We start from the raw sequence: 14,947 nt of genomic DNA, 5'->3' as shown, positions 1-14,947 counted from the left end.
CCTCACAGTTCTTGGGCGGCCTCTACACCCAGCAAGGCCAGCCCGTTACGGATAACTTGCCCGATATGGGACGCAAGGAAAAGCCGCGCGTTGGAAACCGCCGCATCCTGTCCCACAATGAACCGCTTTTCGGGGCGATCGTTGCCCAGATTGTAAAACGAGTGAAAGGCCGAGGCCAGATCATGGAGGAAGAACGCGATGCGGTGCGGTTCGCGCGCCGCCGCCGCCGCCTCGACCTGACGCGGGAATTGCGCCGCCAGCTTGATCAGCGCCAGTTCTTCCTCGCCCAGCAGATCAAGGTGTTCGGCCGCCGGGGCCAAGCCTTCATCGGCGCCCTTGGCGATGTTGCGGCAGATACGCGCATGGGCATACTGCACATAGAATACCGGGTTGTCCTTGCTCGCCTCGACCACTTTGGCAAAGTCGAAGTCCATCTGCGCATCGGGCTTGCGGGTGAGCATGGTGAAGCGCACCACGTCCTTGCCCACTTCGCTGACCACATCGGCCAGCGTCACGAACGTGCCCGAGCGCTTGGACATCTTCACCGGTTCGCCATCGCGCAGCAGTTGCACCATCTGCACCAGCTTGATCTCGAACGGCTTGGGCGCATGACCTTCGGCCCCGGTTAGCGCGGCGACGGCGGCCTTGATCCGCTTGACCGTACCGGCATGGTCGGCGCCCCAGATATCGACCAGCGCGTCGGCATTCTGCGCCTTTTGAAAGTGATAGGCGAGGTCCGCGCCGAAATAGGTCCACGCACCGTTCGACTTGCGGATCGGCCGGTCCTGATCGTCGCCGAAGCGGGTCGAGCGGAACAGCGGCAGTTCCACCGCCTCCCAATCCTCAAGCGTCTTGCCCTTGGGCGCTTCGAGCACGCCATCATAGACCAGATCGTGCGCGCGCAGCCAGGCTTCGGCTTCATCCACCTTGCCCGAGGCTTGCAGTTCGGCTTCGGAACTGAACAAGTCGTGATGGATGCCCAGCAGCGCCAGATCGCTGCGGATCATCACCAGCATCGCGGCGACCGCGCGGGTGCGGAACAGCACGAGCCATTCCTCCTCGGGCGCGGCGGCATAACGCTCGCCGAATTCTGCCGCCAGCTGCTCGCCGACCGGGATCAGATAGTCGCCGGGATAGAGCCCTGCCGGGATCTCGCCCACCTCGTGACCAAGCGCCTCGCGATAACGGACATGCGCCGAGCGGGCGAGCACGTCGACTTGCGCGCCGGCATCGTTGACATAGTATTCCTTGACCACCCGGTGCCCGGCAAACGCCAGCAGCGTGGCCAGCGCATCGCCCACCACCGCGCCGCGGCAGTGGCCCATGTGCATCGGCCCGGTCGGGTTGGCCGAGACATATTCGACGTTGACGACGCTGCCCTGCCCCAACGTCGAGCGGCCATAGTCGGCCCCCGTCGCCGCGATCAGCCGCAACTCGTCAAGCCACACGCCGTCCGCCAGTCGCAAGTTGATGAAGCCCGGCCCGGCGATCTCGGCCGAAACGATGCGCTGATCTTTGCCGAGTTCAGCGGTGAGCAGCGCGGCGAGCGCGCGCGGATTGGTTCCGGCGGGCTTGGCCAGCACCATCGCCGCGTTGGTGGCGATGTCGCCATGCGCCGGATCGCGCGGCGGCTCGCAGGTCACCGCCGCGCGCGGCAGGCCTGCGGGCAAAGTGCCTTGCGCGACCAGCGCATCGAGCGCCGCGTCGATCACGAGCGCAATGGTGGCGAACGCCGGAAGGGCGGAAACGGTCGGTTGATCAGTCATGGCCGCGCCGATAGCGGATTTGATGGCGGAAGGGAAATACCCCTTCCCGCCCAACCGCTCCAACCGCTCCCGCTCGTTCAACGCGTGGCGTTGTAGGCGAGTTGCCCTTGCGTCAGCTGGAAGCCGACCAGTGTCTCGAACCCGGCGCGGGCCAGCGCGGCGCGCACGTCGGGCTGGGCCAGCGGATCGACCGCCGCGTCAGGATCACCGGCGCGGCGCTTCTTGGCCAGACGGCGGCGGATTTCGTCGGGCAAGGTCGCCTCAGCCCGATCGACCGTGCTGGTGGCAGTGGCGTGGCCGGTGGCGCGCTCCTGTCCTGCCGCGAAATCAATCACGACATTGCCGATGCGCTTGGCCACGACTTGCGTGCCGCCGCGCATCACCACGGTAAAGAACGGGATTTCCAGACGGCGCGGCAGATCGACGCTGCCGCGGCGCGCCAGCACGTCGAAGCTGACGTCGGTGACCAGCTTGGGCTGGCCGGCGGCATCGTTGCAGGTGCTGCGCAAGTTGGTGATCGAGGCGGTCAGGTCGATGGCCCCGGCGTCGGTGCGGCCGGGAATCAGCGCGGTCAGATCGCCGGTCAGTTCGGGTACCGCCACGGTCGGGCAAGGGCTGCGCAATGCGGTGACACCCACGCTGTCATCGACCACCAGTTCGCCATGATTCTTTGAACAACCGGTCAGCACGCCGGTCAACACGATCGCCGCAAGCGGGGCCAACAGGGCAAGGCGGCGGGGGGCAAAGCGCATCGACGGGTTTCCTTGGAACAACGGTCACTGGAACAACGGTCACTGTGGCGCGCCACGCATGAACGCGATAGATTTCGCTCACCTCTACCGGGCACAGCCAAGATGGGCAATCCGCCGCGCGCGGGTTTGTGATGAGCGTCGCGCGCTGCTAAGGCTCGGATCATGAACGTCAGCTTTCCCGAACCGGACTCCGCCCGCACCGTTGCCGAACCGCACGGCGACCGCCCCCCCTTGCGCCTGCTGATCGCCGCTCCGCGCGGCTTCTGTGCCGGGGTGGACCGCGCGATCGAGATCGTCGAGCGCTCGATCGAACGCTATGGCGCTCCGGTCTATGTCCGCCACGAAATCGTGCACAACAAATTCGTGGTCGATTCCCTGAAGGCCAAGGGTGCGGTCTTTGTCGAGGAACTGGATGAAGTGCCCGACGGCGTGCCGGTGGTGTTTTCAGCGCATGGCGTGCCCAAGGCCGTGCCCGTTGCCGCCACCACGCGCGGGCTGGAATGGCTCGACGCCACCTGCCCGCTGGTCAGCAAGGTCCACCGTCAGGCCGAACGCCGGGTCGAAGCGGGCAGGCACATCCTGTTCGTCGGCCACAAGGGCCACCCCGAGGTGATCGGCACGATGGGCCAGGTGCCCGATGGCGCGATCTCGCTGGTCGAAACGCTCGACGATGTCGCCAAGCTCGACTTTCCCTCGGACACTCCGCTTGCCTTCCTGACGCAGACCACGCTGTCGGTTGATGACACTGCCGAGATCGTGGCCGCGCTGCGCGCCCGTTTCCCGGGAATCGCTGGCCCCAAGGCCGAGGACATCTGCTATGCCACGTCCAACCGGCAGGCTGCGGTCAAGGCGATCTCGCACCAATGCCAGCTGGTGCTGGTGATCGGCGCGCCGAACAGCTCCAACTCGCTGCGGCTGGCCGAAGTTGCCCAGCGCGAGGGAACCACCGCCTATCTGATCCAGCGCGCCGCCGATATCGATCCGGCATGGCTGGAAGGCGTGGAGACGATGGGCCTCACCGCCGGGGCCTCGGCCCCCGAAGTGCTGGTGCGCGAAGTGGTCGAACGGCTGGGTGCGTGGCGCACCGTGACCGAGGAAACCGTGCGGACGGCCGAAGAGAACATGGTGTTCAAGCTGCCACGTCAGCTCGCCGACTGATCGCAGCCTACCAGACCACGGACCGGACATGGCAGTCTACACCCACCTCGGCGCCGAACAGATGGCGGCGCTGATCACCCATTTCGACGTCGGCACACTGGTATCGGCCAAGGGCATCGCCGAAGGGGTCTCCAACAGCAACTGGCTGATCGAGACCACCGGGCGCCCGGATCGCGATGGCGGCGCAGGCAGTGCGCGCTTCATCCTGACGATGTACGAATTCCGCATCGACATCGGCGATCTGCCCTATTTCCTGTCCTTGCTCGATCATCTGGCCGCGCACGGCTGTCCGGTGCCGCGCACGATCCATGACCGTGACGGCGCGCTCTATCGCCGCTGGCCCGACGACAGCAGCGACAAGGCCATCGCGCTGATCGAATTCCTGCCCGGCGTATCGGTGAGCGAGCCGACCGTGGGACAGGCGCGCGCGACCGGGGCCGAACTTGCCCGCCTGCATCTGACTGCCGCCGACTTTCCCGCAAGCCGCGCCAACGGGATGGGGCTGGATGAATGGCGGCGGCTGGCGGCGGAATGCGGGCCCAAGGGCCTCGCCGCGATCGATCCCTGGCTGGCCGACCTTGTCGCAGCCGAACTGCCGCGACTTGCCGCGCAGTGGCCCCAAGGTCTGCCCGCAGGCGTGGTCCACGCCGATCTGTTCCCCGACAATGTGCTGGTGCTGGGCGACACGGTGACCGGACTGATCGACTTCTACTTCGCCTGCAACGATCTGTACGCCTATGATCTGGCGATCACGCATCTGGCGTGGTGCTGGGACAGCGCGACCGGAGCCTTGCGCGATGACGTGTCGGCGGCGCTGGTCGCGGGGTACGAAAGCGTGCGGCCCCTGTCACCGGCCGAGCGCACCGCGCTGCCGCTGCTGGCGCAAGGCGCGGCGATGCGCTTCATCCTCAGCCGCGCGTTCGACTGGCTGAACACGCCCACCGACGCGCTGGTCATGCGCAAGGATCCCTTGCCACTGGCCCGGCGGCTGGTCGCCTATCGCGACAATCCGGAGATCTTCGCATGACCGCCGACCTTCGCCTGAAGTCGGTCGACGTTTTCACCGACGGCGCGTGCAAGGGCAACCCCGGCAAGGGGGGCTGGGGGGCGCTGCTGCGCATGGGCGATCGCGAAAAAGAGCTTTCGGGTAGCGAGCGCGAGACGACCAACAACCGTATGGAGATGACCGCGGTGATCCGCGCTCTGGAAGCCTTGAACCAGCCCTGCATGGTCCGGCTGCACACCGACAGCCGCTATGTGATCGACGGCATCACCAAATGGGTGTTCGGCTGGCAGAAGAAGAACTGGAAGACCGCCGATAACAAACCCGTCAAGAACGAGGACTTGTGGCGCACGCTGCTGGCGGTGACCAAGCCCCACCGCATCGACTGGATCTGGGTAAAAGGCCACGACGGCCACATCGAGAATGAACGCGTCGACAAACTGGCCAGCGACGCGGCAAAGGCAGCCTGACAGGCAAAGGCGGGCGGCGCCGGGTCTCCGCCAGAAGACGACGGCGCCTGCTGATTTTGCTCAATCCGCCAGCGTGGTGTCGACCACTTCGGCGTCGGGGCCGTTCTTCAGGATCGATTCGATGGCGTTCTTGGCGCTGGCCTTCGACGCGTAGCCCTCTGTCCAGAAGATCGTTTCGGCGTTGTGGACGAAGTAGGCCACGAACTCGCCAGCCTTGTTCTTGCGGATTTCAAAACGGTGCGCCATCACGACTCTCCCAAGAAGTGGTTAAGGATCCCGTTTAACCATAGCAGACCCCGGCTCCGTTGCGAGAGCGGATCGAATTGGGTCAGACGCCAGTAGAACGGGCCGGGGAATACCACGTAGCGTCGAGCGCTTCGGTCATCGCGTCGCGCGCAAGGCCCAGCAGCAGTTGCGCCGCCAGTCGCGCTGCCGCCGGGGCCGTCTGGATGCCGAAGCCGCCCTGCCCGGCAAACCAGAAGAAGCCATCGACACGCGGATCGAAGCCATAGACCGGCAGGCGGTCAGGCGCGAAACTGCGCAGGCCCGCCCAGCGGCGCTCCAGCGCCTCGATCTTCCAGTCGAGCACGTGGCTCATCCGGTCGATCGCGATGGCCACGTCCAGTTCCTCGGGCGCGGCATCGCGCGCAACGTCGGGTGTCTCGTCGTGCGGCGACAGCCAGAGCCGCCCACCTTGCGGCTTGAAATAGAAGTCCTCGTTGATACCGAAGGTCAGCGGCAGATTGGCCGGCGGTTCAGGATCGGTGCGCAACTGTGCGATCGTGCGCCGCAATGGCGCGATGCCCAATGCAGAGGCACCCGCAAGCCCGGCCAAACCATCGGCCCAGGCCCCGGCGGCATTGACCAGCAACGCGGCGCGCGCCTGACCGCCTCGCCATTCCAGTCGCCAGCCGGCCCCGTCGCGCTCCAGTCCTTCGACCCGCGCCCGCACGCGCAGCACGGTACCGGTGCGCTTGCTGGCCGCCAGATAGTGCTGATGCAACGCCGCCACGTCGATATCGGCGCAATCGGGCTGCGACGAACCGACGACCCAATCGTCCTTCAGCCCCGGCACGATTCCGGTCAGTTCGCTGCGTCCCACCAGCCGCACGTTGACGCCAAGCTCGGCAAAGCGGTCGACAAACGCCTCGACTTTGGCGCGATCCTGCGCCTGCCCGATATTGAGCGCGCCACGCGGGGCAAGATAGCCACCGTCCTGCAGGAACCGGCCCGAGGCCGCGGTCAGCGGATAGATGCCCGTTCCGCCGTACGTTTCTTCCCAGAACGCGGCGGACCGGCCGGTGGTGTGATAGCCGGGCACGTCCTCGGCCTCGACCAGCAATACGCGGGCATGGGGCGCACATTCGGCGGCCAGACTGGCGCCGGCCATCCCGGCACCGATAATCGCTACATCGAAAGAATCTGTCATTGCACCGTCAGGCTTTGCCCGGCGGCGCCACGCGGTCAAGGAACTCGTCGATTGCGGCCAACACCTTGTTGCGCACCGGATCGGCCTCGCGCAGCAGTTCGTGGGCCGCTTCGGGCCCGAACGACACGACTTCCCCTTGGGGCAGGCGGGGCACGGCGCGCTCTATCGCAGACCATGCGACCAGTTGATCCGCTTTGGCGGCAACCACCAGAACGGGCGGTTTCACCGCTTCGAGCGCGCCCTGGCGGCGCATGAGGGCGTTCGATTGCGCCGCGCGCAGCACCCAGCGCCAGGTTGGCGGCCCCAGATCGAGCTGGGGCCGATTCTCGCGCCACCATTGTTCGTCGGCATAGCGCGCCGCGTCATGGGTAAGCAGCGCGGCGCGGCCTTCCGGCGTGCTGCCAGGCTTTTCGCTGTCCTGCCATGCCAGCCGCGCAGGGCTGCCGATCAGGCACATCAGCTGACCGAACGCGGGCTGCAAGCCATCGGGGATGGGCGTGTGAAAGCCCAGCATCGGTGCGCTCAGCACCGCCGCGACCGGTTCGATCGCGTGTTCGGCCAGAGCCCGCAGCACCAGATGCCCGCCCATCGAGTGGCCGACGATGACATGCGGTCCCGGGGTAGTGACGATCCATTCGCGCCAGAAAGCGCCAAGATCGGCGATCCATGTGGCGAAGTCGTCGACGTCCCCTGCGCGCCGGTCCGCCCCGAAGCGGCCCGATCCGGCCTGCCAGCGCCAGTCGAGCGCCGTCACGCGCCAGCCGCCGCGCTGCCATCGATCAAGCGATTCAAGGTACTTTTCGTAAAAGTCCGCACGTCCGGGCAGAAACAGCAACGATCCCCGCCGCCCTCCGCCCGAGAGCACCGCACCTGCCCAATCGATGCGGCGGACGCGTTGTCCATCGCGTGCCGACCATTCGGACTCAAGCGCTTCGGCAGGAATCGCGCGCCTGTCGAACAATGACGACAGGTGCGCACCAGAGTCATGCGGATCCATTGTTCGCGCCCGATTTCGTGGTTACTGTTTGGTAAGTGCTCTTCCCGTATGACCCGGGTATGAACTCAGTCACGATAGTTTACGGGTTGGTGGCAGGATTGGCAATCGCTCTGCTGATTGCCGCGATCACTGATATTCGGCGCAGACAGATCGACAACTGGCTGAACGCCACGGTCGCATTGGCAGCACCTTTGTTCTGGTGGGCTTCCGGCCTGTCGCTGTGGCCCGATATAGCGCTGCAACTGGGCATCACTATTGTGACGTTTGCGGTGCTGACCGGCCTGTTTGCGTTGCGGGCGATGGGGGGCGGCGATGTCAAGCTGCTGACCGCTCTGGCACTGTGGCTGCCCTGGACGCTGTTCCTCAAGCTGTTGCTGATCATGGCGCTGGCAGGCGGCGTGCTGACCGTGGTGCTGGGCATGTGGCACATCGCCCACCGCCGCAAGGATCACCTGAAAATCCCCTACGGCGTGGCCATCGCGCTGGGTGGGCTGTGGGTGATCGGCACGACGGACTGGGCCGCGTTGCACGTCGGCACGCTGGGTTAGGCAAAATCTTTACCACTTTCCGCGATGAATGCGGATCGGGGTTCGATGTTGGACGGTAGATCATGGACAAGAAAAAGCTGTTTCTGCTGATAGGGGCGCTGTTCGTTGCGATCGTATCGACCCTTGCCGCACGGACCCTGTTCGCCGGGGCCGGGACGCCTCAGGCAGACGCTGCGGCCAAAGTCACGGTCGGCCCCAAGGTGCTGGTGGCGCAACGCGCGCTGCCCGTCGGCACCATCATCTCGGCCGATTCGGTCATCTTCCAGCCATGGCCCAAGGATCTGGTGCAGGACGCCTACTTCATGGAAGGCACTGCCGACATGCAGAAGCTGCTTGGCACCGTGGTACGCAATCCCATCACCGCAGGACAGCCTTTGACGCAAGGCTCGCTCGTCGCCCCCGGCGATCGTGGTTTTCTTGCCGCTGCGCTCGGAGCGGGCATGCGCGCCGTCACCATTCCGGTGAGCGCGCGGACCGGCGTTGCCGGCTTCGTGTTCCCCGGTGACCACATCGATGTGGTTCTTACCCAATCGGTCAAGTCCGGCGACGGTCTGGCACTGAAGGCATCGGAAACGATCCTGCGCAACTTGCGGGTGCTCGCCACCGACCAGTCCGCCGAATCCGAACAAGTCGAAGGCAAGACCCGCGTCCGCGCCTTCAGCACCGTGACCGTAGAGGTCACGCCCAAGATCGCCGAGAAGATCGCGGTGGCGCAGACGATCGGCACGATCAGTCTGGCGCTGCGCTCGATTGCCGACAATGCGTCCGAACTGGATCAGGCGATCGCCTCGGGCGCCGTCAAGGTACCCGCCAACGCCTCCAAGCAGGACGAGGAGAAGCTGCTCAAGTCCGCGCAGGGCAAGCCGCTCGATGCGACCGGCGCCAGCAGCGCCACCTTTGTCACCGGCGGCGACGTGTCGCGCTTCCAGCGCCGCACGATCCCTTCCGCCGACATCAACGGCGGTAGCCGGTCCGGTCCACCCTCGCCGCAAGCAGCGATGCCGGTGAGCGGGCCGATCCGCGTCGCCCGCCCGGTTCCGACCGTGCGCGTGTTCCGCGGCAAGGATGCGCAGGACGTGCCGGTGGGGATCAACTGAGATGACGACGCGCCCCGCTCAACGCCACCCGATCCGCTTTCCGAAAGGCACGACGATGAAAGTCCGCCTCGCTTCCACCCTCGTGTCGGCAGCCATGCTGGCCGGGCCGGTCGCCCTCGCCGGGCTGGCTGCCAGTGCCACCGCCCAGACGGTGACGGCGCCTGCCCGCAGCATCGCCTTGTCGATCGGCCGAGGGCAACTGGTCACCCTGCCCGGCAAGATGGCCGACGTGTTTGTCGCCAACGAACAGATCGCCGATGTGCAGGTCAAATCGGGCAACCAGCTTTATGTCTTTGGCAAGGGCGGCGGCGAAACCACGGTCTATGCCAGCAACGCGCATGGCGATGTGATCTGGTCGGCCAACGTCCGCGTGGGCACCAACATCGACAGCATCGACCAGATGCTCCACCTTGCCATGCCCGAGGCGCGCGTCGCCACTTCGACGATGAACAACACGGTGCTGCTCACCGGCACCGTCGCCGCGCCCGAGGATGCCGCCGAGGCCGAACGGCTGGTCAAGGCCTTCGTCGGTGACAAGATCTCGGTCATCAGCCGGTTGAAGATGGCCACTCCGATGCAGGTGAGCCTGCACGTGAAGATTGCCGAAGTGAGCCGCACGCTGTTGCGCAATATCGGCGTGAACCTGACCAGCATCGATGGGTCCAGCGGCTTCATGTTCGGTATCGGCCAGGGCCGCTCGGGGTTTACCTCCACCATGCGTGCCGGCAGCCCGTTTGGCCAGGCGCTCGGCACGGGCAGCAAGGTCACTTTTCAATACCCTGACATCAACAATCCCGGCAAATACATCACGGTGGACGGCTCTGCGGTCAATCCGTTGAGCGGTGCGACCACGTTGGCCGGACAAGCCAAGCTGTTCGGGCTCGATCTGCTCGGCGCGCTCGATCTTGGCGAGACGATCGGCCTTGCCAGCACGCTGTCCGAGCCCAACCTGACCGCATTGTCGGGCGAAACCGCCGACTTCCTTGCCGGTGGCGAATACCCGATCCCGATGAATTCGGGTCTGGGCACGACCTCGATCGAGTACAAGAAGTACGGCGTCAGCCTGTCCTACACCCCCACGGTTCTTGCCAATGGTCGCATCTCGATGCGGGTGCGGCCCGAAGTGTCCGAACTGTCCAGCGACGGCGCGGTATCGTTCAACGGCTATTCGATCCCTTCGCTGACCATTCGCCGCGCCGAAACGACCGTGGAGCTGGGTTCTGGCCAAAGCTTCATGATCGCCGGGCTGATGCGCAACGGCAACCAGAACACCATCACCAAGATGCCTGGTGCGGGCGACATCCCGATCCTTGGCGCGATGTTCCGCTCCACCGCCTTCAAGAAGGGTGAAACCGAGTTGGTCATCGTCGTCACCCCGTATCTGGTCAACCCCGTCGATGCGTCCGAAATCAAGCTGCCGACCGATGGCTTGAAGAACGCCAACGTGGCGCAGCAGGTCATGGGGCTGATGGAAAGCGATCCTGCCAGCGTCAAGGACCGGCCCAAGCCGACCGAACGCACCGCGCCCGGCGCCGCCCCATCGGTCGAGCCCGCGCCGACAGGCCGCAAGGTCGGGATGGCCACCGACACGCCCGCCCCTGCTCCCAAGGGCCGTCATGACCGGCAGGCCAGCGCGGCCCAGCCCGGCTTCAGCTTCCAGTGAAAGAGGGAACCGCCATGGCCACCTTGTCGCCCCGCTCCGCCAAACCGCGCCGGATGCTTGCCTCGGCCGCACTCGCGCTTGCACTGACCGCTACACTGGGTGGTTGTGGCGGTGTGCCGAACAACCGCATGCTCGACAGCGTGCACCAGCCAGTGGTCGAAAAGACCTCGTACACCTATGACCTCACCACCCTGTCGGGCGGCGGTCTGCCGATATCGGAACAGTCCCGGCTGGCCGACTGGTTCGGCACGCTGGATTTGCAGTACGGTGATCGGATCGCGGTCGACGATCCCGACGCCTCGCCCGTCACCACCGCCGCGATCGGTGCGATCGCCGCCCGCTTCGGCTTGCTGCTGGCCGACATCGCGCCGGTAACCAGCGGCACGCTTTCGCACGGTTCGGCTCGCGTCGTCGTGACCCGCTCGGTCGCCAGCGTGCCCGGATGCCCGGACTGGACAGCCCATTCGGACGCCAATCCGGCCAACGCCACGTCCACCAACTATGGTTGCGCGGTCAACAGCAACCTGGCCGCGATGGTCGCCAACAAGCAGGATCTTGTCCACGGCGCGCGCAGCACAGGCGTCACCAGCGCGATGACCGCCAGCAAGGCCATTCAGGCCTATCGCGACAAGCCGCCGACCGGAGCCGGTGATCTGAAGCAGGTTTCGAGCAAGTCCACCGGCGGGGGGAACTGAGTCATGAACGCACCGTGGAAGAACAACCGCGATGTCTTTGCCGCCTATCTGTGCGACGACGCCGCCGTGGACGTCGTGCGCACGGTCGTGATGGACATGGGCTGGCAACCGGAAAAGTGCAATCGGGGCGGCTTGCGCAACGCGGTCCAGTCTCTGTCGATCAGCGCCAGCCCGTCGATCCTGCTCGTCGATCTGTCTGAAAGCGGTGATCCGCTGCACGATATCAATGCTTTGGCCGAAGTGTGCGAGCCGGGCACGGTCGTTATCGCGGTCGGGCAGGTCAACGACGTGCGGCTGTACCGCGATCTGCTGGCCTCGGGCATTCAGGACTATCTGCTCAAGCCGCTCGGGGCCGCCCAGTTGCGCGACGCTCTGTCGCAGGCGCAGACCATCCTCACCGCGCCAAAGAACATCGATGGCGCGGCCACGCGTCGCCACGTCACCACGGCAGTGGTCGGCACCCGCGGCGGCGTGGGCGCATCGACGCTGGTCACCTCGCTGGCGTGGTTGTTCAGCACCGATCATCGCCTGCCGACCGCCCTGCTCGACCTTGACGTGCATTTCGGCACCGGCGCACTGACGCTCGACCTTGAGCCGGGGCGCGGTCTGACCGACGCTATCGAAACGCCCAGCCGCATCGACGGCCTGTTCATCGAGCGCGCGATGATCCGCGCGAACGACAATCTGGCGCTGTTGTCCGCCGAAGCCCCGATCAGTTCACCGTTGATGACAGATGGCAGCGCGTTCGTGGCGCTGCAGGAGGAGTTCCGCCAAGCCTTCGACATGACGCTGGTCGATCTGCCGCGCAACATGCTGATCAACTTTCCGCATCTGCTGGCAGACGTGAACGTGGTCGTGGTCACCACCGAATTGACGCTGGCGGGTGCGCGCGACGCCATCCGTTTGCTGTCGTGGTTGAAAACCAACGCTCCGCACGCGCACACTCTGGTCGTTGCCAACAAGATCCACGCCGGCGTCGGCGAGATCAGCCGGTCCGACTTCGAAAGCTCGATCGAGCGCAAGATCAACTTTCAGGTGCCCTATGACATCAAGGCGGCGGCCAATGCGGCCAAGCTGGGGCAAACACTGGTGGCCGCCAACCGAGGCTCGAAGGCGGCTGCAGCGTTGCGCGACATCGCCAATGCGGTGATCGCGCTGCAGGGCGAAACCGATGGCAAGACCGGCCCGGCCAAGGCGCCCAAGACCTCGCTGCTCGGCAAGTTCGACCTCAAGAAGATGCTCCCGTCCAAGAACAAGGCCGGCGTCCCGGCGTGAACCAAGGCAGGCCTGTGATGGACGGCGCAACCGGAAGGCAGGAGCGGCGATGAACCCGATGCAGTTGGCCGTGCTGGGCCTGGGCTTTGCTCTCGTGCTTCTGATGGGTCTGGCCGCGTTTGCCGGTCCCAACCCCGCGCGCGAAGGCAACCGGCGGTTGCAGTCGTTGCGCCTGCGCCATTCGGATAGCGCCAAGGACAAAGTCGAGGCCCAATACCGCAAGGCGATCGCCTCACGCATGCCGCGCACCTACCGGGTGGCGGGCTCGGGTTCGCGGATCGAGGCGCTGGCGCTGCGGCTGCACCGCACCGGCAAAGGCTGGACGCTGAGCCAGTATCTCTATGTCTCGCTCGGGCTTGGCCTGACGGTAGCATTGCTGGTTTTCATGAAAACCGGCGCGGCGGTGCTCGGCCTGTTCATCGGCCTGTTCGTCGGCGCGGGCGTTCCGCACTTTCTGGTCGGACGCGCGATCAACAAGCGGCTGGCTGCATTCGTCGCCCGCTTTCCCGATGCACTTGAACTGCTGGTGCGCGGGCTTCGCTCGGGCCTGCCGATCACCGAAACGTTAGGCATCGTGTCAAGCGAACTGCCCGGTCCGGTGGGTGAAGAGTTCAAGGCGGTGACCGACCGGATCAAGGTCGGCAAGACGATGGAAGAGGCATTGCAGGACACGGCTGACAGGCTCGACATGCCCGAATTCAGCTTCTTCTGCATCACGCTGGCGATCCAGCGCGAAACCGGCGGCAACCTGGCCGAAACGCTCGCCAATCTGGCCGACGTGCTGCGCAAGCGCGCGCAGATGCGGCTCAAGATCAAGGCCATGAGTTCGGAAGCCAAGGCTTCGGCCTATATCGTCGGCGCACTGCCGTTCATCGTGTTCTTCCTCATCTGGTCGATCAACCCCGGCTACATCGGCAAGTTCTTTGTCGATCAGCGGTTGATGGTGGCAGGCCTTGGCGGGCTCGTGTGGCTGTCTCTGGGCGGCTTCATCATGGCCAAGATGGTCAACTTCGAAATCTGATCGAGGCACGCGAGACATGAACCCCGCCACCGCCGCCCTTGCCGCCCAGCCTGCCGGCCCAAAGCTGCTCGGGATCGACGTGATCGCGGCTGGATCGCTGCTCGCGGCGCTGGCGGCGCTCGCGGCCATGCTGGCGATCTATGCGGCGATAACCGTGCGCGATCCGATGACCAAGCGCGTGAAGGCGCTCAACGAACGGCGCGAACAGCTCAAGGCGGGGATCATCACCCCCACCTCGCGCAAGCGCGCCAGCATCGTGCGCGGCAACCAGACGACCGATCTGATCCGCACGTTCCTCGAATCGCTCAAGGTGCTGCAAGACAGCCAGCTGACCGAGGTACAGCAGAAGCTGGCTCAGGCAGGCATCCGCAAGAAGGAATGGGGCGTTGCGATCATTCTAGGCCGGATGATCGGGCCAATCGTGCTCGGCGGCCTTGCCGCGCTGTTGATCTATGGCGTCAACTATTTTCCCGAATGGAGCGCGTTCAAGAAGTTCGGCGGCTTTGCGGTGATGGTTATCGCCGGGTACAAGGGGCCGGATATCTGGCTTGCCAATCTGATCGGCAAGCGCACCCATGCCATTCGCAAGGGCCTGCCCGATGCGCTGGATTTGCTGGTGATCTGCGCCGAAGCGGGCTTGACCGTCGATGCCGCTTTTGGCCGGGTGGCCCGCGAACTGGGCCGGGCTTATCCCGAACTTGGCGAGGAATTCGCACTGACCGCCATCGAGCTGTCGTTCCTGACCGAGCGGCGCCATGCGTTCGACAATCTGGCCTATCGCGTCAATCTGGAAGCGATGCGCGGCGTTGTGACGACGATGATCCAGACCGAGCGCTATGGCACTCCGCTGGCCTCGGCCCTGCGGGTACTCTCGGCCGAATTCCGCAACGAACGGATGATGCGCGCCGAAGAAAAGGCCGCACGCCTGCCCGCGATCATGACCGTTCCGTTGATCCTGTTCATCCTGCCGACGCTGTTCGTGGTGATCATCGGCCCGGCTTCGTGCTCGATCAGCGACAACTTCATCAACCGCAAGGTCGGGTGATCGTCCGCGCAGAGCGTCTGCGACAGGC

The 14,947-nt window shown here is 65.3% G+C and carries 15 protein-coding genes; 10 read left to right on the top strand and 5 right to left on the bottom strand.

Annotation, left to right across the window (positions count from 1 at the left end; genetic code table 11):
- Window positions 1-2: 2 nt before the first annotated feature.
- Complete coding sequence (argS, locus tag LDN95_RS08035) at window positions 3-1,766, bottom strand: arginine--tRNA ligase (protein WP_226017146.1); 1,764 nt, start codon at window positions 1,764-1,766, stop codon at window positions 3-5.
- 77 nt (window positions 1,767-1,843) lie between these two features.
- Window positions 1,844-2,518: a hypothetical protein gene (locus LDN95_RS08030; RefSeq protein WP_226017145.1), complete on the bottom strand. Its 675-nt coding sequence runs from the start codon at window positions 2,516-2,518 to the stop codon at window positions 1,844-1,846.
- 162 nt (window positions 2,519-2,680) lie between these two features.
- On the opposite strand from LDN95_RS08030, the gene ispH reads away from it, so the two are divergent.
- From ispH to rnhA, 3 genes are read left to right on the top strand one after another with little or no spacing between them, the layout of a single operon-like run.
- A complete protein-coding gene (gene ispH, locus LDN95_RS08025) occupies window positions 2,681-3,676 on the top strand; it encodes a 4-hydroxy-3-methylbut-2-enyl diphosphate reductase (protein WP_226017144.1) in 996 nt (331 codons plus the stop codon).
- 28 nt (window positions 3,677-3,704) lie between these two features.
- Window positions 3,705-4,703, top strand: a complete 999-nt coding sequence (locus LDN95_RS08020; protein ID WP_226017143.1) for a homoserine kinase — start codon at window positions 3,705-3,707, stop codon at window positions 4,701-4,703.
- Complete coding sequence (rnhA, locus tag LDN95_RS08015; protein WP_226017142.1) at window positions 4,700-5,149, top strand: ribonuclease HI; 450 nt, start codon at window positions 4,700-4,702, stop codon at window positions 5,147-5,149. Before LDN95_RS08020 ends, rnhA begins: the two co-directional genes overlap by 4 nt.
- Window positions 5,150-5,209: 60 nt before the next feature.
- On the opposite strand, the gene LDN95_RS08010 is transcribed toward rnhA, so the two are convergent.
- From LDN95_RS08010 to LDN95_RS08000, 3 genes are all read right to left on the bottom strand, one after another.
- A complete protein-coding gene (locus LDN95_RS08010; RefSeq protein WP_226017141.1) occupies window positions 5,210-5,395 on the bottom strand; it encodes a DUF1508 domain-containing protein in 186 nt (61 codons plus the stop codon).
- An 82-nt stretch (window positions 5,396-5,477) separates the two neighbouring features.
- On the bottom strand, window positions 5,478-6,578 hold the full coding sequence (locus LDN95_RS08005; RefSeq protein ID WP_226017140.1) for an FAD-binding oxidoreductase: 1,101 nt from the start codon (window positions 6,576-6,578) through the stop codon (window positions 5,478-5,480).
- Between the two features lie 7 nt (window positions 6,579-6,585).
- The gene (locus LDN95_RS08000; RefSeq protein WP_226017139.1) at window positions 6,586-7,575 is read right to left on the bottom strand and encodes an alpha/beta hydrolase; all 990 of its coding nucleotides are present in this window, start codon (window positions 7,573-7,575) and stop codon (window positions 6,586-6,588) included.
- A 59-nt stretch (window positions 7,576-7,634) separates the two neighbouring features.
- Here LDN95_RS08000 and LDN95_RS07995 point away from each other — a divergent pair, with 59 nt between their 5' ends.
- The 7 genes from LDN95_RS07995 to LDN95_RS07965 all read left to right on the top strand — a co-directional run bounded on the left by LDN95_RS07995 (window position 7,635) and on the right by LDN95_RS07965 (window position 14,919).
- Window positions 7,635-8,123 carry a prepilin peptidase gene (locus tag LDN95_RS07995; RefSeq protein WP_226017138.1) on the top strand — a complete coding sequence of 163 codons (489 nt, stop codon included), beginning with the start codon at window positions 7,635-7,637 and terminating at the stop codon, window positions 8,121-8,123.
- Window positions 8,124-8,185: 62 nt separating this feature from the next.
- On the top strand, window positions 8,186-9,220 hold the full coding sequence (gene cpaB / locus LDN95_RS07990) for a Flp pilus assembly protein CpaB (RefSeq protein WP_226017137.1): 1,035 nt from the start codon (window positions 8,186-8,188) through the stop codon (window positions 9,218-9,220).
- Between the two features lies 1 nt (window position 9,221).
- Entirely contained in the window at window positions 9,222-10,883 is a 1,662-nt protein-coding gene (locus LDN95_RS07985) for a type II and III secretion system protein family protein (protein ID WP_226017136.1), read from the top strand.
- 14 nt (window positions 10,884-10,897) lie between these two features.
- Complete coding sequence (locus LDN95_RS07980) at window positions 10,898-11,578, top strand: CpaD family pilus assembly lipoprotein (protein WP_226017135.1); 681 nt, start codon at window positions 10,898-10,900, stop codon at window positions 11,576-11,578.
- Window positions 11,579-11,581: 3 nt separating this feature from the next.
- Entirely contained in the window at window positions 11,582-12,853 is a 1,272-nt protein-coding gene (locus tag LDN95_RS07975; RefSeq protein WP_226017134.1) for a pilus assembly protein CpaE, read from the top strand.
- Window positions 12,854-12,902: 49 nt separating this feature from the next.
- Window positions 12,903-13,874: a type II secretion system F family protein gene (locus tag LDN95_RS07970; RefSeq protein ID WP_226017133.1), complete on the top strand. Its 972-nt coding sequence runs from the start codon at window positions 12,903-12,905 to the stop codon at window positions 13,872-13,874.
- Window positions 13,875-13,890: 16 nt separating this feature from the next.
- Entirely contained in the window at window positions 13,891-14,919 is a 1,029-nt protein-coding gene (locus LDN95_RS07965) for a type II secretion system F family protein (RefSeq protein WP_226017132.1), read from the top strand.
- Window positions 14,920-14,947 lie beyond the last annotated feature (28 nt).

Origin of the sequence: Novosphingobium sp. FKTRR1 (assembly GCF_020404405.1) — a bacterium.
Lineage (GTDB): Bacteria > Pseudomonadota > Alphaproteobacteria > Sphingomonadales > Sphingomonadaceae > Novosphingobium.
This window is presented reverse-complemented; position numbering and strand designations above follow the sequence as displayed.

Bases quoted from the DNA above. Each gene is read 5' to 3' on its own strand.
- rnhA (WP_226017142.1), top strand. From the start codon at position 4,700: ATGACCGCCGACCTTCGCCTGAAGTCGGTCGACGTTTTCACCGACGGC.
- argS (WP_226017146.1), bottom strand. From the start codon at position 1,766: ATGACTGATCAACCGACCGTTTCCGCCCTTCCGGCGTTCGCCACCATT.
- LDN95_RS07985 (WP_226017136.1), top strand. From the start codon at position 9,222: ATGACGACGCGCCCCGCTCAACGCCACCCGATCCGCTTTCCGAAAGGC.
- LDN95_RS07975 (WP_226017134.1), top strand. From the start codon at position 11,582: ATGAACGCACCGTGGAAGAACAACCGCGATGTCTTTGCCGCCTATCTG.
- LDN95_RS08000 (WP_226017139.1), bottom strand. From the start codon at position 7,575: ATGGATCCGCATGACTCTGGTGCGCACCTGTCGTCATTGTTCGACAGG.
- LDN95_RS08030 (WP_226017145.1), bottom strand. From the start codon at position 2,518: ATGCGCTTTGCCCCCCGCCGCCTTGCCCTGTTGGCCCCGCTTGCGGCG.
- LDN95_RS07980 (WP_226017135.1), top strand. From the start codon at position 10,898: ATGGCCACCTTGTCGCCCCGCTCCGCCAAACCGCGCCGGATGCTTGCC.
- cpaB (WP_226017137.1), top strand. From the start codon at position 8,186: ATGGACAAGAAAAAGCTGTTTCTGCTGATAGGGGCGCTGTTCGTTGCG.
- LDN95_RS07965 (WP_226017132.1), top strand. From the start codon at position 13,891: ATGAACCCCGCCACCGCCGCCCTTGCCGCCCAGCCTGCCGGCCCAAAG.
- ispH (WP_226017144.1), top strand. From the start codon at position 2,681: ATGAACGTCAGCTTTCCCGAACCGGACTCCGCCCGCACCGTTGCCGAA.
- LDN95_RS07970 (WP_226017133.1), top strand. From the start codon at position 12,903: ATGAACCCGATGCAGTTGGCCGTGCTGGGCCTGGGCTTTGCTCTCGTG.
- LDN95_RS07995 (WP_226017138.1), top strand. From the start codon at position 7,635: ATGAACTCAGTCACGATAGTTTACGGGTTGGTGGCAGGATTGGCAATC.
- LDN95_RS08005 (WP_226017140.1), bottom strand. From the start codon at position 6,578: ATGACAGATTCTTTCGATGTAGCGATTATCGGTGCCGGGATGGCCGGC.
- LDN95_RS08010 (WP_226017141.1), bottom strand. From the start codon at position 5,395: ATGGCGCACCGTTTTGAAATCCGCAAGAACAAGGCTGGCGAGTTCGTG.
- LDN95_RS08020 (WP_226017143.1), top strand. From the start codon at position 3,705: ATGGCAGTCTACACCCACCTCGGCGCCGAACAGATGGCGGCGCTGATC.